At 64.2% G+C, this 23072-nt stretch carries 22 protein-coding genes and 1 tRNA gene; 9 read left to right on the top strand and 14 right to left on the bottom strand.

Annotation, left to right across the window (positions count from 1 at the left end; genetic code table 11):
* Window positions 1-261: 261 nt before the first annotated feature.
* The 3 genes from C100_RS44565 (at window position 262) to C100_RS44555 (ending at window position 2888) form a co-directional block, all read left to right on the top strand.
* Entirely contained in the window at window positions 262-720 is a 459-nt protein-coding gene (locus C100_RS44565) for a response regulator (protein WP_024021651.1), read from the top strand.
* 81 nt (window positions 721-801) lie between these two features.
* On the top strand, window positions 802-2130 hold the full coding sequence (locus tag C100_RS44560) for an AmpG family muropeptide MFS transporter (RefSeq protein ID WP_031310208.1): 1329 nt from the start codon (window positions 802-804) through the stop codon (window positions 2128-2130).
* Window positions 2127-2888: a hypothetical protein gene (locus tag C100_RS44555; protein ID WP_024021649.1), complete on the top strand. Its 762-nt coding sequence runs from the start codon at window positions 2127-2129 to the stop codon at window positions 2886-2888. The genes C100_RS44560 and C100_RS44555 overlap by 4 nt, the downstream gene beginning before the upstream one ends.
* Here the strand turns inward: C100_RS44555 and C100_RS44550 are convergent.
* From C100_RS44550 to C100_RS44520, 7 genes are all read right to left on the bottom strand, one after another.
* Window positions 2873-3313, bottom strand: a complete 441-nt coding sequence (locus C100_RS44550) for a DUF6628 family protein (RefSeq protein WP_024021648.1) — start codon at window positions 3311-3313, stop codon at window positions 2873-2875. The genes C100_RS44555 and C100_RS44550 overlap by 16 nt on opposite strands.
* 67 nt (window positions 3314-3380) lie before the next feature.
* Window positions 3381-4715 (bottom strand): bifunctional folylpolyglutamate synthase/dihydrofolate synthase, encoded by a 1335-nt coding sequence (locus C100_RS44545; RefSeq protein ID WP_024021647.1) that lies wholly within the window; start codon window positions 4713-4715, stop codon window positions 3381-3383.
* Window positions 4716-4749: 34 nt separating this feature from the next.
* Window positions 4750-5601, bottom strand: coding sequence for an acetyl-CoA carboxylase, carboxyltransferase subunit beta (gene accD / locus C100_RS44540; protein WP_024021646.1), 852 nt, complete (start codon window positions 5599-5601; stop codon window positions 4750-4752).
* A complete protein-coding gene (gene trpA / locus C100_RS44535) occupies window positions 5598-6419 on the bottom strand; it encodes a tryptophan synthase subunit alpha (RefSeq protein WP_024021645.1) in 822 nt (273 codons plus the stop codon). The genes accD and trpA overlap by 4 nt, the downstream gene beginning before the upstream one ends.
* An 8-nt stretch (window positions 6420-6427) precedes the next feature.
* Window positions 6428-7669 (bottom strand): tryptophan synthase subunit beta, encoded by a 1242-nt coding sequence (gene trpB / locus C100_RS44530; protein ID WP_024021644.1) that lies wholly within the window; start codon window positions 7667-7669, stop codon window positions 6428-6430.
* 99 nt (window positions 7670-7768) lie between these two features.
* A complete protein-coding gene (locus C100_RS44525) occupies window positions 7769-8413 on the bottom strand; it encodes a phosphoribosylanthranilate isomerase (protein WP_024021643.1) in 645 nt (214 codons plus the stop codon).
* A gap of 11 nt (window positions 8414-8424) precedes the next feature.
* Window positions 8425-9312 carry a lysophospholipid acyltransferase family protein gene (locus tag C100_RS44520; protein ID WP_031310206.1) on the bottom strand — a complete coding sequence of 296 codons (888 nt, stop codon included), beginning with the start codon at window positions 9310-9312 and terminating at the stop codon, window positions 8425-8427.
* 56 nt (window positions 9313-9368) lie between these two features.
* On the opposite strand from C100_RS44520, the gene C100_RS44515 reads away from it, so the two are divergent.
* Complete coding sequence (locus C100_RS44515; RefSeq protein WP_024021641.1) at window positions 9369-10487, top strand: glycosyltransferase; 1119 nt, start codon at window positions 9369-9371, stop codon at window positions 10485-10487.
* Between the two features lie 48 nt (window positions 10488-10535).
* Here the strand turns inward: C100_RS44515 and C100_RS44510 are convergent, their stop codons facing one another.
* Together C100_RS44510 and gyrA are read right to left on the bottom strand one after the other, a co-directional pair.
* A complete protein-coding gene (locus tag C100_RS44510) occupies window positions 10536-10883 on the bottom strand; it encodes a DUF952 domain-containing protein (protein ID WP_024021640.1) in 348 nt (115 codons plus the stop codon).
* The gene (gyrA, locus tag C100_RS44505) at window positions 10880-13570 is read right to left on the bottom strand and encodes a DNA gyrase subunit A (RefSeq protein ID WP_024021639.1); all 2691 of its coding nucleotides are present in this window, start codon (window positions 13568-13570) and stop codon (window positions 10880-10882) included. Before gyrA ends, C100_RS44510 begins: the two co-directional genes overlap by 4 nt.
* Before the next feature lie 278 nt (window positions 13571-13848).
* On the opposite strand from gyrA, the gene C100_RS44500 reads away from it, so the two are divergent.
* On the top strand, window positions 13849-15129 hold the full coding sequence (locus C100_RS44500; protein ID WP_024021638.1) for a hypothetical protein: 1281 nt from the start codon (window positions 13849-13851) through the stop codon (window positions 15127-15129).
* Window positions 15130-15243: 114 nt separating this feature from the next.
* Window positions 15244-16500 (top strand): tetratricopeptide repeat protein, encoded by a 1257-nt coding sequence (locus tag C100_RS44495; RefSeq protein ID WP_024021637.1) that lies wholly within the window; start codon window positions 15244-15246, stop codon window positions 16498-16500.
* Between the two features lie 23 nt (window positions 16501-16523).
* Here C100_RS44495 and C100_RS44490 read toward each other — a convergent pair whose 3' ends face one another.
* Window positions 16524-16997 (bottom strand): Lrp/AsnC family transcriptional regulator, encoded by a 474-nt coding sequence (locus tag C100_RS44490; RefSeq protein ID WP_024021636.1) that lies wholly within the window; start codon window positions 16995-16997, stop codon window positions 16524-16526.
* A 179-nt stretch (window positions 16998-17176) separates the two neighbouring features.
* On the opposite strand from C100_RS44490, the gene C100_RS44485 reads away from it, so the two are divergent.
* From C100_RS44485 to C100_RS44475, 3 genes are all read left to right on the top strand, one after another.
* Entirely contained in the window at window positions 17177-18907 is a 1731-nt protein-coding gene (locus C100_RS44485) for a sensor histidine kinase (protein WP_024021635.1), read from the top strand.
* A gap of 55 nt (window positions 18908-18962) precedes the next feature.
* Window positions 18963-20000 (top strand): polysaccharide deacetylase family protein, encoded by a 1038-nt coding sequence (locus tag C100_RS44480; RefSeq protein WP_024021634.1) that lies wholly within the window; start codon window positions 18963-18965, stop codon window positions 19998-20000.
* 30 nt (window positions 20001-20030) lie between these two features.
* Window positions 20031-20106, top strand: a tRNA-Ile gene (locus C100_RS44475).
* A 303-nt stretch (window positions 20107-20409) separates the two neighbouring features.
* Here C100_RS44475 and C100_RS44470 read toward each other — a convergent pair.
* From C100_RS44470 to C100_RS44455, 4 genes are all read right to left on the bottom strand, one after another.
* A complete protein-coding gene (locus tag C100_RS44470; protein ID WP_024021633.1) occupies window positions 20410-21117 on the bottom strand; it encodes an SDR family NAD(P)-dependent oxidoreductase in 708 nt (235 codons plus the stop codon).
* Window positions 21114-21866, bottom strand: coding sequence for a peroxide stress protein YaaA (gene yaaA / locus C100_RS44465; RefSeq protein WP_031310205.1), 753 nt, complete (start codon window positions 21864-21866; stop codon window positions 21114-21116). Before yaaA ends, C100_RS44470 begins: the two co-directional genes overlap by 4 nt.
* Before the next feature lie 90 nt (window positions 21867-21956).
* Window positions 21957-22469, bottom strand: a complete 513-nt coding sequence (gene cobU, locus C100_RS44460) for a bifunctional adenosylcobinamide kinase/adenosylcobinamide-phosphate guanylyltransferase (protein WP_024021631.1) — start codon at window positions 22467-22469, stop codon at window positions 21957-21959.
* A gap of 34 nt (window positions 22470-22503) precedes the next feature.
* Window positions 22504-23072, bottom strand: a 569-nt coding sequence (locus tag C100_RS44455; RefSeq protein WP_024021630.1) for a cobalamin biosynthesis protein CobD/CbiB, incomplete at its 5' end; no start/stop codon positions are given.

Genomic DNA, 23072 nt, shown 5'->3' with positions numbered 1-23072 from the left:
GGGCGCCTGCCGGGACCGGTTGGGCGTTTCGGGCCGCCCGGGCCTGCCCCCCGACGGGGCGGTCCGGATTTTTTCGGCGGTTCCACGGGCAATTCCTTTTCTTGGGCACTGGTCCTTCCCATATTCGCGGAAAGCCAGCAACAGGCTGAAAATGTGCCACTCCGGCGCTGGGGCGAAAGGGCGTTTCGACGCCCTCGGGCAACCCAGCGGGGGTACACGGCGTTCATCGGTTGCATGGCGGAATCAGGGCGGACTTGGCAAATGTTTTTCGGGTTGGTGAAAGAGGAAGAGGCGCGCAGGCCCCGGCGTCAGGCCGTAAGCACCATATTGGTGGTGGAAGACGAGCCTCTGGTCGCCTTCGATAATGAACATGCTCTCGAACAGGCAGGCTATCGCGTTGCCGCGACCGTTGACGATCATGACCATGCCGTTCAGGTCATTGACGAGGGCGGTGTTGATCTGGTGATCGCCGATGTTGCCCTGCACGGAGAGAAGAGCGGTATCGATGTGGCGCGCTACGCTGCGGAGCGCGGGCTGGCGGTGTTGTTCGTAACCGGCTGCTGCCCGATCGAGGCCCGTGCCTTAGCGGTCGGCTGCCTCGCCAAACCCTATGCCCCGCGCGACCTTGTCGCCGCCATCCAAGTGGTAGACGCACTTCTGCGCGGCGCGCGGCGTCCCAAATTACCCCCCGGCCTCAGCCTGTTCGGCCCACGCGACTGATCGTCGCATTGCGTGCTTGCCTGGCGGCGATCAGGCCATATGGTGACGCCGAACTGACGCCACCGGGGGACGCGCGCATCTATGACTAACGCCATGCAGGGCAGCCGTAACTGGCTCGATGCCGTGAAACCCTATGCCCAGAAAGCGCCGCTCGCCGCCTTCTTTCTGGGTGTGTCATCGGGTTTCCCCTATGCGATGATTGGCGCGACGCTGACGACGCGATTGGCGCAGGACGGCATCGATAAAAAAGCGGTGACGGCGTTCACACTTGCCTTTCTTGTCTATAATCTCAAATGGCTTTGGGCCTGGATCGTCGATGGCGTCCGATTGCCGGTGATCGGCCGCATGGGGCAGCGCGTCTCCTGGCTGCTGGTGGCCGGGGTGCTGGTCATGGCAGCGGTCGCCAACTTGGCGCTGGTAGACCCCGGTTCCGGCCTGTTGCAGACCGCCTATGCCGCCATATTGGTGGGCATGGCCGGCGCCACATTCGACATCGTGATCGACGCCTATCGCATCGAGATGCTGAAGCCGGAGCAACTGGGCATCGGTTCGGGCATGTCGCAATATGGCTGGCGGATCGGGTCAGTGGCGGCAGGGGCGCTGGCGCTTGTGCTTGCAGCGCGGATTGGATGGCAGGGCGCATATATGGCGTGCGCGGTATTCGCGCTCCCCGCTATGCTCACAGGCTTGCTGCTGGGTGAGCCGGAACGGCATCGCGATCCGATTGCCCGGCGGGGCCTGGACGAAGTGTGGCAGTCGATTGCTGGGCCGCTGGTCGAATTCTTCCAGCGTCGAGGCGCGTTGCTCGTGCTGTTGTTCATCTTGTTGCACAAGATCGGCGACACGCTGGCGAACCTCACCTTCCGCCTGCTCTTCGACGATATGGGCTACACCAATGACGAAATCGCCATCTACGATGTCGGCATCGGCTTCTGGGCCTATTTGATCGGTATATTCGTCGGAGGCATCCTCTATGCCCGCATGGGCATGAAACGGTCGGTCCTGCTCAGCCTGGTCCTGATGTGCATATCCAATTTCAGTTTCGCGGCGCTTGCCGCACTGGGGAAAAGCAACTGGGGCATGGCTGGTGCGATCGGTTTCGAGAATTTTGCGAGCGGCATCGGCGGCGTGACGGTGGTCGCTTATTTCTCGGCGCTGTGCGACCTGCGTTTCACCGCCGCGCAATATGCGCTGATTTCTGCGGCAGCCAGCATCGTTGGACGCTTTCTGACTGGCACGACGGCTGGCGCGTTGATCGAACGGTTCGGCTATGTTGAATTCTATCTGTTCACAACAGCGCTGGCGGTGCCGGGCATTCTCCTCTTCTGGCTCATGATGCGGGCGGGGCTGATTGATGCCAGTGTCGGGACAGCCGCGACCGAAAATAGCAAGAGGGAGCCGATGGCATGATCCTCATCGTCGCATCGCTGTGCATCCAGATTCTCTGCGCGATCCATGTCATCAAATCGGGCCGCAACCAGATATGGCTGCTGTTCATCCTGCTCTTCTCGCTGCTGGGCTGCTTCGCCTATGTCATGCTGGAGGTCTTGCCCGGGCATTGGAACAATCGCCATGTCCGCACCGCCCGCGCGCAGTTGGTGGGCAAGGTCGACCCTGAACGGGCGGTGCGCGACGCCGAGCGCAATCTGGACCTGGCCGAAACCGCGTCCAATTACATAGCAATGGGCGACGCGCAGGCGGTTCGTCATCGTTATGTCGAAGCCGAAATCGCCTATCGCAAGGCGCTGTCGATGGGGCCAGGCAATGATTGGGGGACGCAGGTCAAGCTGGCTGGCGTGCTGTTCGAGCGGGGCGAAAGCAGGGAGGCGCTGCACCTGCTCGACGCGGCGCCGGAACTGATGCCCGGCGGCGAAGCGGATCGGCGCGCGCTGTTACGGGCGCGCATCCTGGCCGATCTGGAACGCACCGCCGAGGCGCGCAGCCTGTTCGAGGATGTGATGGAACGGATCGCGGGCGAGGAAGCGCGTTGCCATTATGCCGCCTTCCTGCTGCAACAGGCTGATCGCCCGCGCGCGCAATCGGTGCTGGAAGAGGTTGAGCGGCGGGCGCGGCGGATGGATCGGACCCAGCGCGCGGTGCAGGCGGACATGTATCGCTGGGCCGGGGAAAGACTGGCGGAACTGCGCGGCAATCAGCCTGCGGCGTAAAGATCGAGCGGGCGGCCCAGGTCCGCATGGGCCTGGGCAACCGCCTGAAGGCAGGTCAGCGCGCCTAATGCATGGTCGTTGCCCAGCAATTCGCCCACATGGTCATAAGCAGCATTGGGATCGCGTAGCGCTTTACCGGTGGCCTGCATCATCAATGCTTCGTCGGCGGTCATGCGCGCGCAGCAACAGGGGGCGACCAGGATCTTGCGGCTCGACGCGCGCGCCAGTTCCAGCATCATCGCTCGCATCAGGATCAGCGGCCGGCGATAGCTGCGGCCGAAAGCGCCCAGCATCGCATTGGCGGCATGGGCGTCATTGACTCCCGCACTGGCCATGCGGCGCATCACGAACAGGAAGAGGCGATTGCCATAGCCACCGGGAATGGGCCGGGGCAGGTCAAGGGGGGAGGTCTCTCCATAAGCCATAGAATCGCGCCTTCTGCGTTGATCGGATAGTGCAGAATACGCTATTGAGAGTCAGTCGCAAGATTATTCAGTCGGGCAATTGCTCGTTCAGCCGCAAAATTTCGCCCGCCAGATAAAGCGAGCCGCCGATCAGTAACTTGGGCGCGCCGTCCCCGGTGGCCACAGCGTCAGTGGCGATGGCGCGAATTGCTGCATCCGGCCGGTCATGGGCGGTGCAACCTATGCCCCATTTGTCGGCGATGGCAGCGAAGCGCGCAGGCGGATGATGGTCATGGCCCGGCACGGGCAGCACGTGGATATGCGCCACGCGTCCGGCGAAGGGGGCAAGGAACGCGTCAACTTCCTTATTGGCCAACATGCCGATGATGAGGTGAAGCTTTTGTCCTTCCAGTCGTTCGGGCGTGAAATAGGCGGCGATCGCCTCGCCCGCGCCGGCATTATGCCCGCCGTCGAGCCAGGCCGTGGCGCCCTTTGGCAGGGGCGCCAGCAGTGGACCATGGTCGAGCCGCTGGAGCCGTGCGGGCCAGTGCGCCCAGAGCGGCGCGGCCTTGAGCGCGGCCTCGGGCAGCGGCACGGCTTGCTGATGGCGCAACATGGCAAAGGCGAGTGCGGCATTTTGCACCTGATGCGCGCCGGCGAGCCGGGGGAGGGGCGTTTCCAGCCGCCCCAGTTCATCACGATAGTGGAGGCGGTCGCGATAGGTCGCTGCGTCCCAGCCGTCACCCTGCCCGACCCAACGCGTGCCGGCCTTGTCGGCTGCATCCATCATGACCGGGAGAAGGGATTCGGGGTAACCCTGGGTCACCAGCGGCGCACCATGTTTGGCGATGCCGGCCTTTTCGGCGGCGATCTGCGCGAGCGTGTCGCCGAGAAAGGCCTGATGGTCGATGCCCAGTTGAGCGATGCCGCATACGACCGGATCGACGATGACATTGGTTGCGTCAAGCCGGCCGCCCAGACCGACCTCTATGATGCAGGCGTCCGCGTCATGTTCCGCGAAAGCGAGGAAAGCGGCGGCGGTCGTGACTTCGAAGAAGCTGGCGCTGATCCCTTCGGCGACATTCAGCACACGGTCGAGATAATGCGCGAGTTGCGCATCAACGATGAGTTGGCCCGCCACGCGGATTCGTTCATTGAAACGGACCAGATGGGGGGAGGTGAAGACATGGACGCTCTTGCCGCCCGCCTCCATTGCCGCGCGCAGAAAGGCGCAGGTCGATCCCTTGCCATTGGTCCCCGCGACATGGAATATTGGCGGCAGGGCCAGGTGCGGATCGCCCAACCGTTGGAGCAACTGCGTGATGCGCTCCAGCCCCAATATGTCGGCGCCCGGGGACAGCGACCACAGCCGATCGAGTTGGGCCTGGACCTGCGGATCGTCGGAAACGGCATGGTCGGCCATCGCGCTTGTCCCCCGTTGCGCGTCTATATGTGGATCAGGCTGCGGCGCGCGGGCTAAGATACCCGATTACCCGCGCCAGCGTGTCGCGCAGTTCATTGCGGTGGACCACCATGTCGAGCATCCCATGGTCGAGCAGATATTCTGCGCGCTGGAAGCCTTCGGGCAGCTTCTCGCGGATCGTGCTCTCGATCACCCGCTGGCCGGCGAAGCCGATCAGCGCATTGGGTTCGGCGATCTGAACGTCGCCCAGCATCGCGTAGCTGGCGGTGACGCCGCCGGTGGTCGGATCGGTCAGCACGACGATATAGGGCAGACCCGCCGCGTGCAGTTTCTGGATGGCGACGGTCGCGCGGGGCATCTGCATCAGCGAAAGAATGCCCTCCTGCATCCGCGCGCCGCCCGCCGCAGTGAAGATGACATAGGGGCATTGATGCGCGATCGCGTCATTGACGCCCTGGATAAAGGCCGCGCCTACGCCCATGCCCATGGAGCCGCCCATGAAAGCGAAATTCTGCACGCCCATGACGAGCGGCACGTCGTCGATAGCGCCGCGCGCGTTGATGAGCGCATCCTGATCGCCGGTCGCGGCGCGCGCGGCCCTTATGCGGTCGGGATAGCGTTTGGAGTCGCGAAACTTGAGCGGATCTTCCGCGACATGCGGGGTCGGCAGCAGGATGAAACCGGCGTCGAGTATCTGGCCGAAACGCTCATTGGGGCCGATCCGACCATGATGGTCGCAGCGTGGGCAGACCGAGAGATTTTCTTCCCATTCCTTGATGAAGATCATTTCAGCGCAGGACGGGCATTTGTGCCACAGCATCTCGGCTGTGGTTTCCTTCTTGGCGATGAACGGCAGGGCGTTGCGAACGCGGTTGATCCAGCTCATGCGGCGGTCTCTTGGGCTTGAGTGGTGAGCGCACCGCTCAGGGCGGCGACGAAATCCTGAACGAAGGGCGCTGCGGCATCACCATGGCTGCCGACAATATCGACAATCGCAGAGCCCACAACGACGCCATCGGCCACCCGGCCGATAGCGGCGGCCTGTTCGGGCGAGCGAACGCCAAAGCCGACTGCGATCGGCAGGTCGGTAGCTGCCTTGAGCTTCCTCACCGCTATTTCAATCGATGCTTGCGCTGCCTGCTGCTTGCCGGTGATGCCGGCGACCGCGACATGATAGAGAAAACCGCTGGCGCCATCGAGCACGGCGGGCAGGCGCGTCGCGTCGGTAGTCGGCGTAGCGAGGCGGACGAGGTGGACCCCGGCCGCGCGCAGGGCGGGGCCGATTTCGGCATCCTCTTCGGGCGGCACATCGACGCAGATCACGCCATCTACACCCGCTATCCGGCACTGGTCCGCAAACCAGTCGGCGCCGCGGACCAGCATCGGGTTGGCATAGCCCATCAGGATCAGCGGCACGTCAGGATGGCGCGCGCGGAAATCGGCGGCGAGGGCGAAGATATGTTTCGTCTTCGTGCCCGAACCAAGGCTGCGCAGGTTCGCCAGTTCGATGGCCGGACCATCGGCCATCGGATCGGTGAAGGGCATCCCCAATTCAATGATGTCCGCGCCGCCCGCGACCAGCGCATCCAGGATGGCGGGCGTTGCAGCAATGTCGGGATCGCCGGCGGTCATGAAGGTGATAAGCGCCGCGCGGCCCTGCGCCTTGCAGGCGGCGAAGCGAGAGGAAAGACGATCCCTGTTCATATCCGGGCTCACATCTCCACTCCCAGCGCGTCGGCGACGGTGAAGATGTCCTTGTCCCCCCGGCCCGACAGGTTGACGACGATGATCTTGTCCGCGTCCATCGTCGGCGCGATCTGCTCGGCGGCCGCGATGGCATGGGCGGATTCGAGGGCCGGAATGATTCCTTCCAGCTTCGCCAGCGTCTGGAAACTGGCGAGCGCCTCGTCATCGGTCACAGGCAGATATCGGACCCGGCCGATTTCGTGCAGCCAGCTATGTTCCGGGCCGATGCCGGGATAGTCTAGCCCGGCTGAAATGCTATGCGCCTCGGTAATCTGGCCATCCTCATCCTGGAGCAGATAGGTGCGGTTGCCGTGGAGGATGCCCGACGCGCCACCGGCCAGCGAGGCGGCATGTTTCTTGTCGAGTCCTTCGCCCGCCGCTTCGACGCCGATCATCGCGACCTCGGGATCGTCCAGGAAAGGGTGGAACATGCCGATGGCGTTGGAGCCACCACCCACCGGCGCGATCAGCATGTCGGGCAGGCGGCCTTCGGCTTCCATCATCTGTGCGCGGGTTTCCTTGCCGATGATCGACTGAAAATCGCGCACCAGTTCGGGATAGGGATGCGGCCCGGCGGCGGTGCCGATGATGTAGAATGTGTCATGGACGTTGGACACCCAATGGCGCAGCGCGTCGTTCATCGCGTCCTTGAGCGTCTGCGAGCCGGAGGTGACCGGGATCACTTCGGCCCCCAGCAGCTTCATGCGGAAGACGTTGGGCCTTTGCCGCTCGACATCCTTGGCGCCCATGAAGATCTTGCATTCCATGCCGAACAGGGCGGCGACGGTGGCGGTGGCGACGCCATGCTGGCCCGCGCCGGTTTCGGCGATGACCTTTTTCTTGCCCATCCGGCGGGCAAGAAGGGCCTGGCCGATGCAATTGTTGATCTTGTGCGCGCCGGTGTGGTTCAGTTCCTCGCGCTTCAGATAGATTTTCGCGCCTTTGCCCGCAGCCGCCTTATCGCGAAGCATTTCGGTCAGCCGTCCGGCATAGTAAAGCGGGTTGGGGCGGCCGACATAGCTGCGCAGCAACTCGGCAAATTCGGCGTCGAAGGCGGGGTCGGCCTTGGCGGTCCGATATACCTTATCCAGTTCCAGGATCAGCGGCATCAGCGTTTCGGCGACATAACGGCCGCCGAAGGCGCCGAAATGGCCGCTGCTATCGGGTTGGCTGCGCAGGCTGTTGGGCAAATTGATGGTGTCGGTCATGATGTCAGTCTTTCCGGGACATGGATGGGCGTTCGCTTCGATGGATGGGAAGCGTTCAGCGCCATCGTTGTCCGATGCGCACGACAAAGGGCGTCTGCGTCAACATGCGGATACCGCTTTGCAGAAGGCCATGATCTTGTCCACACTCTTGATGCCTGGCGCGTCCTCGACACCGGAAGAAACGTCGATAAGGGGCGCGCCGGTCAGGCGGATCGCCTCGCACAGATTGTCGATCGACAGGCCACCCGACAGACCCCAGGGGGCCGGGATCGCAACCCCGCGCAGCAGCATCCAGTCGAAACGCAGGCCCATGCCACCCGGCAATGCGGCGCCGTCCGGCGTCTTGGCATCGAACAGCAAACGGTCGGCCGCCCCGGCAAAGGCCGCCGCGCTGTCGATATCGGCGCGGGACTTGACCGGGATAGCTTTCCAGACGGGCAGGCCAAAGCGCTGGCGAACGGCGGCGACGCGTTGGGGGCTTTCCTTGCCATGCAACTGGATCGCGCTCAGCGCGCCCGTGGCCACCAAACGCGCCAACTGGTCGTCGTCCGGGTCAACCACCACCGCGACGCGCTCTACATGAGCGGGAACGGTGGCGGCCAGCGCCTCGATCCGGTCCGGCTCCACATGGCGCGGGCTTTTGGGAAAATGAACGAAGCCGACATGGCTCGCCCCCGCGCGCACGGCCGCACCCACCGTTTCGGGAGTCGACAGGCCGCAAATCTTGATCGCGAGTCGGGACATGGACCGGCGCTTTAGCGCCGATGTTGCAGGAAGTCACATGATGGCCGATGCCCGTCCTGGGTCAGGTCCATATCGTGCAGCGCCAGCCACTGGTCGGCGTGGGTAATGCAGGCCTCGCCCAGGAAGCGGTCGAGCGCAGCCACAATCTCTACATCGCTCATCGTTCCGGGATCGAGCGGCGGACGCCAATGAAGTTCGAAGCGCGGGCCGCTGGTGCGGGCGAGGTAGAAGGGCAGAAAGCGCGCGCCGGCCTTGCGCGCAAGACGCAGTGCGATCGACAGATTGCCCGAGGGTTCGAGCGGACGGCCGAAGGTCGGAAACCAGACTTGCCGGTCCCGCCGTTCATCGGCGAGGATATACAGCGTCGCGCGGTCCTTCTGGGTCAGATGCTTGAGTACGCCGCGCGCCGCGCCTTCGCCCCCGATCGCTTCGCCCATATAGCTTTGCCGCGCCTTTTTGAGCATGGCGGCCTGCCGTGGATCATCGGGCGCTTCATAGACGCCCAGGCCGGGGCGGTCGGTCGACCATTTGATATGGGCGGCCAGCAGATCCCAGTTGCCGATATGGCAGGTCAGCGCGATCAACGGGCCGGGGCCGTCCAGCACCGCCTGATAGCCGGCGCGGTCGATGACGGTCACATGGGCATCATTCACCAGCCGATCGACATTGGCGAGTTCGGCGAGCGTTCGGCCAACATTGAACCAGCGGCGAGTCAATATCGCCTCACGCGCCGCTTCCGGCAGGTCTGGGCGCAGGATCGCCAGATTGGCGCGGGCGCGCGCATCGCGCAGCTTCATGGTACGCCGCGCGACATGCGCCGAGAGCCAGCCACCGAACCAGGACGCGAGCCGCGTGGGCAGCAACCGTAACAGCATGAAGAGAAAGGGGTTGGAGAGCATCGCCCAAGCGTCATACAGCAGCATTGCGGACGGTAAAGGGGCAGGCAGGCACGACAATGTTCTGGGTGTGGATCTTGTTGCAGGCGCTCACGCTGTTGGGCGTGCTCAATTATCTTCAGAATCTGCCAAAAGAGCGGCACATTGAGACGCCCGAGGGAGCCGTAGCGATCCTGAGCGTTCGCGACGACTGGGATGGCGGGCCGACACTGATCGAGCGGTTGAAGGCGCAGAGCGCGCCGTTCCGGCTCCTGATCGCGACGTCCGGCTCTTGTCCGGCGGCTGAAGCGCTGGCGGCGCGGGACCGGAATTGGGTCCAGATCGTGCGCGCCGGCGTGGCGCGGGACGAGGGGCAGAAGGTCCACAAGCTGCGCGCGGCATTGGCCGCCCTGCGCGAGGGGGACCGGTATCTCCTGTTCATCGACGCGGACATAGAACCGCCTGCCCGCCTGATCGGCCGGCTGCTTTTTCCGCTGGTGCGGGGCAAGGCGGACATTGTCACGGGCTATCGGCTGCTGCTGCCGGGGATGGGCTGGATGCCGGCGCTCGTAGGCGCAGTGGAGATGCAGCTCGCCACGATGCCACGCCTCGCCAATGCCACCCTGCCCTGGGGTGGAGCGATGGCGATGAGCCGGGATGTCGCGGAACGGCTGGACCTCTACGCCGCGTTAAAGGGGCGACTGTCGGATGATCTGGCGATCGGGCTGGCGGGATGGCGCGCGAAACTGAGGCTACGACCGGTGCGCGACCTGCTGGTGGGCAGTCCGCTTGAGGGCGGTGTCGGCCCATTATGGGCTTTTGGCGTGCGGCAATATCGGCATGTCTTCACCAACAGTCCCGGCATGTGGTCACTGGCGATGATCGGCGTCGCCATCCAGTCTGCGGCCTGGCTCTGGGCCTTGATGGCGGGCGGATGGACCGCGATAATGATGGGCTATGGGGCGGCGTGGTGTCGGGCGCTGCTGCGCCGGCGAATCCTGTGCCGGGTGCTGGAGCCTGATCAGGCGCGCAAGGCGCAGCGATCATTGCTGTGGGACGTGGCCGCACCCTTTCTGCCGCTCTGGATGCATCTGGCAGTGCAGTTGCAGGCGGCCAGCTCCCGTCATATCCGTTGGGGCGCCTGGGACTATTGGGTGCAGCGTGGGCGGGTGGCGCGAATGGAGCGTGTCCAACGCTGAAGGGCATATGCTCGGGTAGGGCGGAGGAAACGGCCCACGGAGGCCGGATCAGAAGCCCGCCGGAAAGACATGCCTTCCCTGTTCGTCCAGGCGCAGCACCACCTTGCCAGCCACCGCGCTGATTGGCAGGTCTCCGTAGAGATGCGGGAAGAGCGCGCCGCCGCGCGACACTTCCCATTTGATCGCCCCGCCGAACGGGGCGAGGTCGATCATCAGCATGACCAGCCGGTCCTGTCCCGCAAAATGCTTCGCGACCGTTTCGGCCGCCTGATCGCGGGTCGACATATGAATATAGCCGTCCGTCAGGTCGATCGGTGCGCCCTTGAACACGGCATCGGCCTTGAACTGTTCATATTGTTCGGCGGTCAGTACCTTGTAGGCGAAGAGGTCGCTCACGCCTCCTCGCCGTCCATCACCTCGGCCGCGTCGCTTTCCTCGATCTTGGCCGCGCTCACGACATGTTCGTCATCGGCGACGTTGAACAGGCGAACGCCCGCCGAGTTGCGACCAATGACGCGCAGGCTTTCGAGACCCATGCGGATGAGCTTGGCCTGGTCGGTGACGAGCATCAACTGGTCCGCCCGTGTCGTCGGGAAGCTCGCGACGACGGGGCCGTTGCGGCCGATATTATCGATATTGGTGATGCCCTGGCCGCCGCGCCCGGTGCGGCGATATTCATAGGCGGAACTCAGCTTGCCATAGCCATTGGCGCATACGGTTAGGATGAACTGTTCCCGCTCCTTCAGTTCCTCGTAGCGGGAATCTTCCATGCGACGCGGCGCGCGATCGGCATCCTCGCCCTTCCAGGGCGCGTGGCGCAGATAATCCTCACGCTCATCCTGGTCGGCGATGCCCGCCTTGTGCAGGATGGACAGGGAGATCACATCATCTCCTTCGGCCAGCCGGATACCGCGCACGCCGGTCGAATTGCGGCTCTGGAACTCGCGGACATCGTCGGCCGGGAAGCGGATCGCCTTGCCGGTGCGGGTGGCGAGCAGCACGTCATCGCTCTCGTCGAGCAGGGCAACGCCGATCAACCGGTCCCCCTCGTCCTCGCCCTCGAACTTCATCGCGATCTTGCCGTTGCTGGGCACGTTGGAGAACGCATCCATGCTGTTGCGCCGGACCGATCCCTTGGCGGTCGCGAACATGACGTGAAGCTTGCTCCACTCCGCTTCGTCCTCGGGCAGAGGCAGGACTGTGGAAATCGTCTCGCCCGGACCGAGCGGCAGCAGGTTGACCATCGGCCGGCCGCGCGTGGCCGGGCCGCCTTCGGGCAGGCGCCAGACCTTCATGCGGTAGACTTTGCCGATGGTGGAGAAGAACAGCACCGGCGTGTGGGTCGAGGTCACGAACAGTTCCGTGATGGCGTCCTCGTCCTTGGTCGCCATGCCGGACCGGCCCTTGCCCCCGCGCGCCTGGGCGCGGAAGGTGTCGAGCGGGGTGCGCTTGATATAGCCCTGCATGGTCACGGTAACGACCATGTCCTCGCGCTCGATCAGGTCTTCGTCCTCGATCCCGTCGGCCGCCGCCGTGATTTCCGATCGGCGCGGGGTCGCGAACTCACGCTCGATCGCCTCAAGTTCCTCGCGCATGATGGCGTAGAGCTTCGTACGGTCGCCCAGGATGGCGAGATATTCCGCGATGGCTTCGGCGAGTTCGGCCAGTTCCTTGCCGATCTCGTCCCGCCCAAGTGCGGTCAGGCGGTGCAGGCGCAGGTCCAGAATGGCGCGGACCTGAATATCGGACAATTGGTAGAAGTCGCCGGAAACGTCTGTCTCGACCGCTTCAACCAGCCGCAGATAGGGCGCGATCTCACCAATCGGCCATTCGCGCGCCAACAGCGCCTCGCGGGCTTCGGCGGGGCTGGCCGAGCCGCGAATGATCTTCACCACCTCGTCGAGGTTAGTGACCGCTACGACGAGCCCGAGCAAGATGTGGGCACGGTCGCGCGCCTTGTTCAGTTCGAATTTGGTGCGGCGGGTGATGACTTCTTCGCGGAACTTGATGAAAGCTTCGATGATCTCGCGCAGGCCCAGCAACTCGGGGCGACCGCCGCGAATGGCGAGCATGTTGGCCGGGAAGCTCGACTGGGCCGGGGTGTTGCGCCACAACTGGTTGAGCACGACCTCGGGCGTCGCGTCGCGCTTCAGGTCCATGACGATCCGCACGCCTTCGCGGTTCGATTCGTCGCGAATATCGCTGATGCCCTCGATCCGCTTGTCCTTGGCGGCCTCTGCGATCTTTTCGACCAGGCCGTTCTTGCCGACCTGATAGGGAATGGCGGTCAGCACGATCGAGCGGCGGTCGCCGCGCCCTTCCTCGACCTCATGGCGCGAGCGCATCATGATCGAGCCGCGCCCGGTATGATAGGCGCTGCGCGCGCCCGACTGGCCCAGGATCAGCGGTGCGGTGGGGAAGTCGGGACCGGGGACGATCTGGATCAACTCGTCCGTGGTGATGCCGGGATTGTCGATATAAGCGAGACAGGCGCGCAGCACTTCGCCCAGATTATGCGGCGGAATATTGGTCGCCATGCCGACCGCGATGCCGCCCGCGCCGTTGACCAGCAGGTTGGGGAAGCGCGCGGGGAGCACTTGCGGCTCATGTTCCGAGGCATCGTAATTGGGCTGGAAATCGACCGTGTCCTTGTCGAGATCCTCCAGCAGCGCGCCCGCAACCTTGGCCAGGCGTGCTTCGGTATAGCGCATCGCTGCCGGCGGATCGGGGTCCATCGAGCCGAAATTGCCCTGGCCGTCTATCAGCGGCACGCGCATCGACCAGTCTTGGGTCATGCGCGCCAACGCGTCGTAGATCGAACTGTCGCCATGGGGGTGATATTTACCCATCACCTCGCCGACGAGGCGCGCGGACTTGCGATAGGGACGGTTGTAGAGGAAGCCCGATTCCTGGGCGGAAAAGAGAATGCGGCGATGGACCGGCTTCAGCCCGTCGCGCACGTCCGGCAGGGCGCGGGCGACGATGACCGACATGGCATAGTCGAGATAGCTGGCCTTCATCTCCTCGACGATGGAAATGGGGCTGATGTCCGAAGGGTCGGCGAGGACGGTCTCGTCGGTCAATGCGATTCTCTTTTTGGATGATGCGGTTCGATCTGCCAGCACTAGCGGAGCGAAACAAATCTGTCACCCCTCGCACATGCGCGCAGGCTCCCCCATGTTGGCAAGGCGGTGGGCGGCCGGGATATGATCGCGGCCGGAACGAAGATCGAGCATAGATGTTGCAAATCGTGCCGATTTAGGCTTGTTCAATGCCCATTCACGCGCCGCCCCCTAACCGGCGCTTAACCCCGAAAGGCCGCCCGTGCCCCTTGGCCGGCGCGCAGAAGGAGATGAGGATTATGCGTTTTGTGACCCCGGTGGCGCTCGCCCTGGCTTTGGCATTGACGAGCGGTGCGGTTTCGGCCCCCGCCTTCGCTGCGAAGAAAGAAAAGAAGGAAGAGAAGCAGGGCATGAAGCTCAACGTCTCTCCCGATGTCATAAAGGCGCTGCAGACAGCGCAGCAGGCCAGCGAAAAGCAGGACTTCGCCACCGCCAAGACGGCGCTGGCCGAAGCAGACAGCAAGGCGGCGTCCAACGACGACAAATATCAGATCGGCGCGGTCAAGCTGAACACCGGCATCGGCGCAAAGGATGAAGCGCTCAAGATGGAAGGGCTCAACCAGATGCTCGATAGCGGCTTGACGCCGCCGGAGCAGGCCGGTCAGTTCAACGCCGTCGCTGCTGACGCTGCGCTATCGCAGAAAAATTATGACGTTGCGATCCAGCGCGGTCAGGCCGCGCTGGCGGCCGGTTACAAGGCCGAAGCGGTGCAGCCGACGATCGCGCAAGCCTATTTCGGCAAGGCCGGCACGACCAACACGGCGACAGAGCCGGCGCGCGGGTTCACGCAGCAGGGGCTTGCGGCGCTGAAGGCTGCCGCTGAGGCGAGCAAGGCAGCGGGCCAGCCCGTGCCCGCGCAATGGTATCAGATCGGCGTCAGCCGTGCCGAAGCGGCAAAGCTGCCGGATGTGACGGAATGGGCCAAGATGGCCTATCAGGCTGAACCGAGCGGTCAAAATCTGCGCACGCTGGTCCGCCTGTTCCAGCGCGCCAACCCCAACATCACCAATCGCGAAAATCTTGACGTGCTCCGCCTGCTCGGCGCTTCCGATGGCCTGGTGATCGCCGCCGACTATACGGAATATGCCGAAATGGCGTCGAAGACCGGCATCTACGGCGAGGTCAAGTCGGTCATCGACAAGGGCCGTTCCAAGGGCGTACTGAACGCCAGCCAGGGCGGGGACGTCTACCAGACTGCGGTGGGCCGGATCGCAGGCGACAAGAGCACGCTGGGTGCGGCGGAGGCCGACGCGCAAAAAGCGGCCACCGGCAAGATCGCGGCCGCAACCGCCGACGCCTATCTGGGCTATGGCGACTATGCCAAGGCCGCTTCGATGTTCGAACTGGCCAAACAGAAGGGGGGGGTCGACGCCGATGAGGTGAACACCCGCCTGGGCATCGCCAAGATGATGGGCGGTGACACCGCAGGGGCCAAGGCAGCTTTTGAAGCCGTGCAAGGTGGCGCGCGCAAGCAGATTGCCGGCCTTTGGATCGCCTATCTGGGCACCAAGGGCGCCTGACGATCCGCGTCGCCGTCGCTCATCGGGGCGACGGCGGCGCTTCAGGGCGCAGGCAGGATATGATGAGACAGGGCGCCGGCCTTCCGGCGTCCAAAAAGGGGAGCCGGGGCGGCAATGCGTGGACTGACGATATTTACAGCTGGCGTCGTGCTGGTCGCAACGGCGGGAATGATGGCGGCGACGCCGGCGTCGGCGAAAAAGAAGAAGCTGGTCGTGGCCGGGCCACCGATCAGCATGTCGGATAGTTTTCGCGCCAATGTCCAGTCCGCCGAGGCCGCTCTCAAAGCGCGCGACACGACGAGCGCCGCGAGCCGCATCGGGGCGTTGGTCCCCACCACCGACTTCGAGGCCTATGTGACAGCGGGTCTGCGCTACCAGCTCGCAGTCCAGCGTCGAGATGTGCAGGCGCAGCGAATTGCATTGACCGACCTGTTCAAGACGACTGCCGTCCCGCGCAGCGAAGCGCCCCGTCTACGTTTCATCGCCGGCTATCTGTCTTACCTTGTCGGCAATTATGACGATGCGACGGCCCAGCTCGATTACGCCAAGACGCTGGGCTATGATGGCGTGGATGCCGTCATGTTGCGGGCCGACATCGCGTTACGTCGCAACAAGCCCAAGGAGGCGCGCCCATTCCTGCAGGCGGCGATCATGCAGCAACGCACGTCAGGGCAGCCGGTGCCGCTCGCCTGGATCGACCGCGCCATCTCTATGGCCTATCAGGCGAAGGACTGGACGCAGGTCAGCGAACTGTATCGCGAGCGGCTGGAACGCACGGCCACCCCGGAAGATTGGCGGTCGGCGCTCACCACCTATCTTTCGGTAGCGAGCCTTGAATCGCAAGCGCAACTCGATCTCTATCGGCTTCAGGCCGCGAACGGCGCGATGGCGAGCGAGCGCGACTATCAATCCTACGCCCAACTCGCTGAGAAAGCGGGCTGCTACGCGGAGGCGAAGGCGATCATCGAAGCTGGCCGCAAGGCGGGTAAATTGACAGCGAAGCAGACAGCCACCAGCCAGTTGCTCAAAAGCGTCACGCCCAAGGCAACCAAGGAAATTGCCAGCCTGCCCGCCCTTGCGAAGAAGGCGGCGGCGGCTTCGACCGGTAAGGAGGCGCTGGCATTAGCCGACAATTATGTGTCGCTCGGCCAGTTCCCCCAGGCTGTCGAGCAATATCGACTGGCACTCACAAAGGGCGGGGTCGATGCGGATCGGATCAATGCGCGGCTGGGCATAGCGCTCGCTCGCTCCGGCGACCTGGCAAGCGCCCAGGCCGCCCTGGATGCGGCCAAGGGCAGCGACTGGGCCAGCGTCGCGGGCTTCTGGTCCGTATGGGTGGAGCAGCAGAGCAGGAAGGCCACCGCCGCGTGAGACGAGGGAGCCGCTGACCGGTATCAGACCGGCAGCGGCACGCCCGGCAGATTTTTCGACGTTCGGATCGTCAACGATGTCTTGACGCTCACGACGTTGGGCGCAGGTGTCAATTTCGATGTCAGGAATTGCTGGAAGCTCTGGAGATCGCGCGCCACCACCTTCAAGATGAAGTCGATCTCGCCATTGAGCATATGACATTCGCGCACCTCAGGCAGCGCGTCCACATGCTCCTGAAAAGCCTTGAGATCGGCTTCGGCCTGGCTTTTCAGGCTGACCATCGCGAAGACGGTGATGGTATATCCCAGCATCGCCGGGTCCACCACGGCATGATAGGATGTGATCGCGCCGGCTTCCTCCAGCGCGCGAACGCGGCGCAGGCATGGCGGGGCTGTCAGCCCCACCTTGCGCGCCAGTTCGACATTGGTCATTCGCCCGTCGTTTTGCAGTTCACCCAGGATCTGCAAGTCAATGTCGTCGATATTGGGGCCGGCCATTATTCTGATTATTTCCTATCCTGTCTGGTCCCTCCATCATAATAATGTTTCAGGGCATTGCAATTGTCCCACTATGCAACGATCGATTCTTGTTGCTGCTCGCCCCCTTTCCCTTTGGGCGACGAGCGCCTATCCATGGGCAGGACGGCGCGCGTGGGCGTGGCAGATGGGGATTTTTAGTGCGTTTCAACGATCTCATGCAAACAGTGCTGGCAGCGGAAAACCGCTCGGGACTGAGCGCTGTGACGTTGTGGCGCCAGTGCGTCGATCTGCTGGCGCAGCATGACCGGGCCGATCGTCAACCCATGCCTTCGCAAGAGCGCGATGCTTTGCTCGACCGCCTCCTGGCGCTGCGGCCCAAGCTGACGGAAACGCAGCGAATCGCGACTGTCGTGGAACTGGGCGGCCGCCTGCGTTCGCCGGCGCTGGTGATTTTTTTCGCAGGCGATCGTCCGGCTGTGGCTGCGGCGGCGACCGCGCGCGCGCAATTACCCGACCGGTGCTGGGCGGATTTGGTACCGCAGCTTACCCCCACCACGCGCGGCGTGTTGCGCGGCCGGCGCGATGTCGGTCCGGCGACGCGTCAGGCGCTCGAAGTTTTCGGCCCTGCGGATCTGGTGCTGACGACGATCCGGCAAGAGATGGTGGGAGACGACGCCCTGCTGCTGACGGAAGGCATGGCGCCGCAAGCCCCTGATCCGACCGTCGAACGGCAAGGCGGCGTGGTGACGCCGCTTCGGCCGGTGGCAAAGGACGAAGATCAGATTCGCAATCTGGTGGATCGCATCGCCCAGTTCACCAGCAACCGGCGCCCTGGCACTGCAGGTTCAGTCGCTGCCGAGCAGGAAAAGCCGGAAGCGCCCCGGGCCTTCGCATTCGAAACCGATGCGACGGGCGTTATCCTGTGGATCGACGAGGGGCCGCGCGCGGCTCTGGTCGGGCTGACCCTGGGGGAGGCTGCGCTGGAAGGCGGAAGTGGTCCCGATGGCCATGTGGCCGGCGCCTTCGCACGCCGCAGCGGTTTCCAGAATGGGCGTTACATGATCGTTGGCGGCGCGATGGCCGGGGAATGGCGCATGTCCGCAGCTCCCTTTTTCGATCCGCGCTCGGGCCGTTTTCAGGGCTTTCGCGGACAGGCGCGTCGTCCCTATCTGCATGAGGTCGCTACGCGGCCTGCGCCCGCGTCGATGGCTATCACCGGCCTGTCGGCGGATTCGCTGCGCCAGCTCGTGCATGAGTTGCGCACGCCGCTGAACGCGATTCTGGGCTTTGCCGAAATCATCGAGCAGGAATTGTTCGGCCCGGCCGGCACCCAATATCGTGACATGGCCGGCAAGATCGCGGTGGATGCGCGCCATCTGCTGTCCGCGTTCGACGATCTGGACCTGGCGGCGCGTGTGTCGCGCGGTGATGGGAGCGGCGCGCCGAGGTTGATCGATCCCGACCATCTGGTGTCCCAGGTTGTCGCGCGCTTCAGCGAGCAGGGCGGGGCGGGCCTGCCGCCGATCGAAATCGCGGTTGCGGGTGACTTGCCGCAGATATTGGTCGATCCCGTGCAGGGTGAACGCATGGTGCAGCACCTGTTCCGCACTCTGGTGTCGGTAGTGCCGCAGGGCGAAACGGTGACCGGCGCCTGCTGGTTGCGGCCCGACGGCGGGCAGGGCTGTGTGGTGCTGGCGGTGGATCGGCCTTCCGCTCTGGCCGGGCTGGATGAAGCGCAGTTGCTCGATCCGGGTTATAGCGCGGATGGCGACTGGGTCGACGGGCCGCTTCTGGGGCTGGGGTTTTCGCTGCGGCTGATCCGCAGCCTGGCGAACGCGTGCGGCGGCGCGCTGGAGATCGAGCCGGGTCGGGTGCTGCTGGTCATCCCGGTGGCCGGCGCGGCGAACGGGGCAGTCGACATCGGTTGAGGTCGTCGCGGGACGGGGAAACCCTATGGCAACCATTGCGCGCTAGGGAAGCTGCATGACTGCTTCTTTGCATGACGGCAATCTGCTCGCTGCTCCGCTGGAGCAGGACATGATCGTCCTCGATCCGGCCTTTGGCACGCGGTTCACGCTCTTCGTCGATACCGAGGAAGAGTTTGACTGGAACGCGCCGTTCAGCCGTACCGGGCATGGCGTGACCGCCCTCGACGGCATGGCGCGGGGCCAGGCCTATTTCACAGCCGTGGGGGTGAAACCCATCTATGTGACCGACTATCCCGTCGTGGAAAGCGACGCGGCGGCAGCGATGATGGGACAGTGGGCAGCCGATGGCGCGGCGGACATCGGCGCGCATCTTCACCCCTGGGTCAATCCGCCCCATGTCGAGGACATCAATATCGCCAACAGCTATGCCGGCTTTCTGCCGGAAGCGGTAGAGCGCGCCAAGCTGGAGGCATTGTGCAGCCGGATGGAGGCGCGTTTCGGTGCCCGCCCGATCGCCTATCGCGCCGGCCGCTATGGCGTTGGGCCGAACAGCGCGCGGCTGCTTGAGGAAGCCGGTTTTCGCCTCGACAGCTCGGTGCGGAGTCGGTTTGACTATAGCGGCCAGCATGGCCCCGATTTCCATGGCTTGCCGCAACATCCCTATTGGGCCGGGCCAACGCGGGCATTGATCGAACTGCCGCCGTCGACGGCCTTCGTCGGCATGTTGCGTGGCGGCGGCGAGCGGCTCTATCGTGCGGCGCAAAAGGCAGGGCCGCTTGCCGGCGCGCTGTCACGGGCGCGGATGCTGAGCCGCGTCCCGCTGACACCCGAAGGCGTGCCGGTGCAGGAGGCGATCGCGGCGGTCGACGCGCTGATCGAAGAAGGCGTGCCGGTGCTGAATTTCAGCTTCCACTCGCCCACGCTGGAACCCGGCCACACGCCCTATGTCCGCTCCGAGGCCGACCGGACGGCCTTTTATCGCTGGTGGGATGCAATATTGGCGCATCTGGCGCGGCGTGGCGTGCGCGCCGCCAGCCTGACGGATGTGCTCGCGGCCGCGCCGGAACGCGGGGAGGCTTGCAAAGCGGCGTGATGCTGCCTAATCCCGGCGCGTTCACAGGTGGGGCCTGTAGCTCAATGGTTAGAGCTGGCCGCTCATAACGGCTAGGTTGCGGGTTCGAGTCCTGCCGGGCCCACCAGAGAAAATGCCATAATCTCAATAAATTATGGAAAATGGAATGGGTTGCGAAGAGCGCTCCTAAATCCTCTAGAGCGTGATGACATTGCATTGATCCGACTGCGTCTGATTTTACGCAGCATGCTCTAGAATCTGATTCACGATGTCTGCTGAGCATGAGGGCCAGCATGACCTGGTGCGCACCTATTCGGTGGCCCCTTCGCGAGCGTTTTCTTGCGGCAGTGTTGGATGAAGGCATGTCGACGCGTGGCGCGGCGGCGGGTGACGATCCTTCAACAAAAAACCAAAGCGCGTCCTTGGCTTTTCAAAACGGCACTTCTGAGCCTTCGAAATCGAAAAAGCCTCCGCTGTCGGTCACTTTCAACGCTTCGATCACGTCCAGCAATTGCAAGGCGGCTCGTTCAGGATCGAACAACCGCCCTGGCGCAACATTGCCCTGGAATGGGTGGGAGAGGGCGGTATCGACCGTCCCGGGATGCAACGCCACGACGATCGCGCGGTCGTTGCGACGGCGCTCCTCAATGGCCAGCGTGCGGATCATCATGTTGAGCGCCGCTTTCGATGCGCGATAGCCGTGCCAGCCGCCCAGTCTGTTGTCGCCAATCGATCCCACCCGCGCGGAGAGTGCCGCGAAAACGGTTCTGCCGGTCTTCGGCATGAGGGGCAGGAAATGCTTGGCGATCAGCGCCGGACCAATGGCATTCACGGCATGGACTTTTGCCAGCCAATCCGGATCGAGGTCGCGCAGCGCCTTTTCCGGGCCATGCCTGTCTGCATGTAGCAGGCCGGTCGCAACGATCACCAATGTGGGCGCCGGCCCTTTGGCGACCTGTGCGGCGGCCGCCGCGATACTTGCTTCGTCGAGAAGGTCGATATGCTGCGACCCGGTCCGCGACCGGGCCAAGCCATGGACGACCGCGAACGTCCCTTCCTCGATCAGCGCTGCCTCGAACGCGGAGCCGATACCGCCGGACGCGCCGATCACGACGGCGGAGTTCTTGCCGCCGCTCATGCGCGGGTGAACCGCCACCGATCGCCATCGCTTTCCTGCGCATCAAAGCGATAGCCATCGCTATCAAAGCCGCGCATTGCGTCGATGTCGGTCACATGGTGCTCGCACATCCAGCGCGCCATCATGCCGCGCGCGCGTTTGGCGTTAAAGCTGATGAAGCGGGGGCCATCAGGCCCCGGCTCGCGGAAATCAACGTCGATAATCCGAACATTGGGAAGTTGGCCGTCGATGGCCGCAAAATATTCCTGGCTTGCCAGATTGAGGATTACGCCCGAACCCTCTTCGCGGAGTTGGGCGAGCAAATGCCGCGCAATCCGGTCGCCCCACCAGTCGGTCAGTTTCTTGTGGCGTGGCGCCCAGCGGGTGCCCATTTCTAGCCGGTAAGGCCTGATCGCATCCAGCGGACGCAACAGACCATAGAGGCCGGAAAGCATACGGACATGATCCTGCGCGAAAGCCAGGCCCGGTTCTTCGAGCGTATGAGCTTCGAACCCCGTATAAACGTCACCGGCGAAGGCGAACAGCGCTTGCCGTTCAGGCAGGTGGGGAAAGTCGCGGAAGCGCTCGGCATTGAGCTGGGCCAGTCGCGGCGAGATATGCATGAGATCGGCAAGACGCTTTTGCGTCAGGTTGGCGGCTGACCGCGCGAGGCTATGCGCTTCCTCCGCAAAATGCGGCGTCGTGACGGCGAGAGGCGGCAGCGCGCGCGCGAAGTCGAGGGTCTTGGCGGGAGAGAGAAGGGCAATCATCGCGAGCGGCTGTAGCCGCGGCATCAGCCCGCGTCAAAGGCAGGACAGGCTTACGGGCAGGTCGTAGGACTTCCAGCCGGTTCGCCGCAATCATTTCAGCCGAAGGGGCAAGCCCGCGGCGACCAGCATGACTTCGTCGGCGATGGCCGCGATGGCCTGGTTCAGTCGTCCCGCTTCGTCCCGGAAGCGCCGGGCAAGATGATTGTCCGGGACGATGCCGAAGCCCACTTCGTTAGCCACCAGGATCAGGTGGCCGTCGAACCGCTCGACCCCCTGGACCAGGCGAGCGGCGGCCGCGTCCAGATCAGCCTCCGCCAGCAGCAGGTTCGACAGCCATAGCGTCAGGCAATCGACCAGCACGACATGGTGCTGGCCACTTAGCGACGCGACGGTCTCCGGGAGAGTGCGGGGCGCTTCGATGCAGGTCCAGCGCGCGTCCCGGTCGGCGCGATGACGGGCGATGCGGTCGCGCATTTCAGCGTCGAACGCTTCGGCTGTCGCGACGAAGACGGGAGGATGGCCGGTCGCCTCGGCCCGTTGCTGCGCATAGCGGCTCTTGCCTGAGCGCGCGCCGCCCAGCACGAAAAGACGATGGCCGGTCATGATCGCTCGCTCCTTCCTCTGGGGCGGGCGCGGATCAGATGAGCCATGTCACGCCTGCCGTCGTCACCCATAGCAACAGGCACGCGCGGATATAGAGGCGCAGCGCCCGGTCAATGTCCCGCGCCCGTGCCTCGGCCCCTTCCGCGCCGATCCAGGGCTTGTCGTGACGCACGCCATCATAGGCGACGGGGCCTGCTAGCCTGAGCCGCAATGCGCCAGCCATCGCGGCTTCGGGCCAGCCGGCGTTGGGGGACGCATGTTTGCGCGCGTCGCGGCGCAGCACCTGCCAGCCGCCTGCGCCCGCCAGGCAAAGCAAGAGAGCGGCGATGCGGGCAGGGAGCAGGTTCATCCCATCGTCCAGCCGCGCAGCCGCCCAGCCGAAAGCGCGCCAGCGCGGTTCTTGATGGCCGATCAGGCTGTCGGCGGTATTGACTGCTTTATAGACCCAGATGCCGGGCAGACCGAGCAACAGAAGCCAGAACAGCGGCGCCACGACCCCGTCGCAATAGCTTTCCGCCAGGCTTTCGATCGCGGCGCGGGCGATGCCGGCCTCGTCCAGTTCATCCGTGTCGCGTCCGACGATGGCGGCCACGGCGCGGCGGG

The organism is Sphingobium sp. C100, from assembly GCF_000508185.1.
In the GTDB taxonomy this organism is placed as follows: Bacteria; Pseudomonadota; Alphaproteobacteria; order Sphingomonadales; family Sphingomonadaceae; genus Sphingobium.
The sequence above is the reverse complement of the archived record's forward strand: the minus strand, read 5'-3'. Positions and strand labels throughout refer to the sequence as shown.

What these genes read in the sequence shown, in the direction of transcription:
- C100_RS44545 (WP_024021647.1), bottom strand. Translation starts at nt 4,715, where the DNA reads ATGGCCGACCATGCCGTTTCCGACGATCCGCAGGTCCAGGCCCAACTC.
- C100_RS44565 (WP_024021651.1), top strand. Translation starts at nt 262, where the DNA reads ATGTTTTTCGGGTTGGTGAAAGAGGAAGAGGCGCGCAGGCCCCGGCGT.
- accD (WP_024021646.1), bottom strand. Translation starts at nt 5,601, where the DNA reads ATGAGCTGGATCAACCGCGTTCGCAACGCCCTGCCGTTCATCGCCAAG.
- C100_RS44515 (WP_024021641.1), top strand. Translation starts at nt 9,369, where the DNA reads ATGTTCTGGGTGTGGATCTTGTTGCAGGCGCTCACGCTGTTGGGCGTG.
- C100_RS44520 (WP_031310206.1), bottom strand. Translation starts at nt 9,312, where the DNA reads ATGCTCTCCAACCCCTTTCTCTTCATGCTGTTACGGTTGCTGCCCACG.
- yaaA (WP_031310205.1), bottom strand. Translation starts at nt 21,866, where the DNA reads ATGATTGCCCTTCTCTCTCCCGCCAAGACCCTCGACTTCGCGCGCGCG.
- C100_RS44525 (WP_024021643.1), bottom strand. Translation starts at nt 8,413, where the DNA reads ATGTCCCGACTCGCGATCAAGATTTGCGGCCTGTCGACTCCCGAAACG.
- cobU (WP_024021631.1), bottom strand. Translation starts at nt 22,469, where the DNA reads ATGACCGGCCATCGTCTTTTCGTGCTGGGCGGCGCGCGCTCAGGCAAG.
- C100_RS44480 (WP_024021634.1), top strand. Translation starts at nt 18,963, where the DNA reads ATGACTGCTTCTTTGCATGACGGCAATCTGCTCGCTGCTCCGCTGGAG.
- trpB (WP_024021644.1), bottom strand. Translation starts at nt 7,669, where the DNA reads ATGACCGACACCATCAATTTGCCCAACAGCCTGCGCAGCCAACCCGAT.
- C100_RS44495 (WP_024021637.1), top strand. Translation starts at nt 15,244, where the DNA reads ATGCGTGGACTGACGATATTTACAGCTGGCGTCGTGCTGGTCGCAACG.
- C100_RS44555 (WP_024021649.1), top strand. Translation starts at nt 2,127, where the DNA reads ATGATCCTCATCGTCGCATCGCTGTGCATCCAGATTCTCTGCGCGATC.
- C100_RS44550 (WP_024021648.1), bottom strand. Translation starts at nt 3,313, where the DNA reads ATGGCTTATGGAGAGACCTCCCCCCTTGACCTGCCCCGGCCCATTCCC.
- C100_RS44560 (WP_031310208.1), top strand. Translation starts at nt 802, where the DNA reads ATGACTAACGCCATGCAGGGCAGCCGTAACTGGCTCGATGCCGTGAAA.
- C100_RS44500 (WP_024021638.1), top strand. Translation starts at nt 13,849, where the DNA reads ATGCGTTTTGTGACCCCGGTGGCGCTCGCCCTGGCTTTGGCATTGACG.
- C100_RS44470 (WP_024021633.1), bottom strand. Translation starts at nt 21,117, where the DNA reads ATGAGCGGCGGCAAGAACTCCGCCGTCGTGATCGGCGCGTCCGGCGGT.
- trpA (WP_024021645.1), bottom strand. Translation starts at nt 6,419, where the DNA reads ATGAACAGGGATCGTCTTTCCTCTCGCTTCGCCGCCTGCAAGGCGCAG.
- C100_RS44490 (WP_024021636.1), bottom strand. Translation starts at nt 16,997, where the DNA reads ATGGCCGGCCCCAATATCGACGACATTGACTTGCAGATCCTGGGTGAA.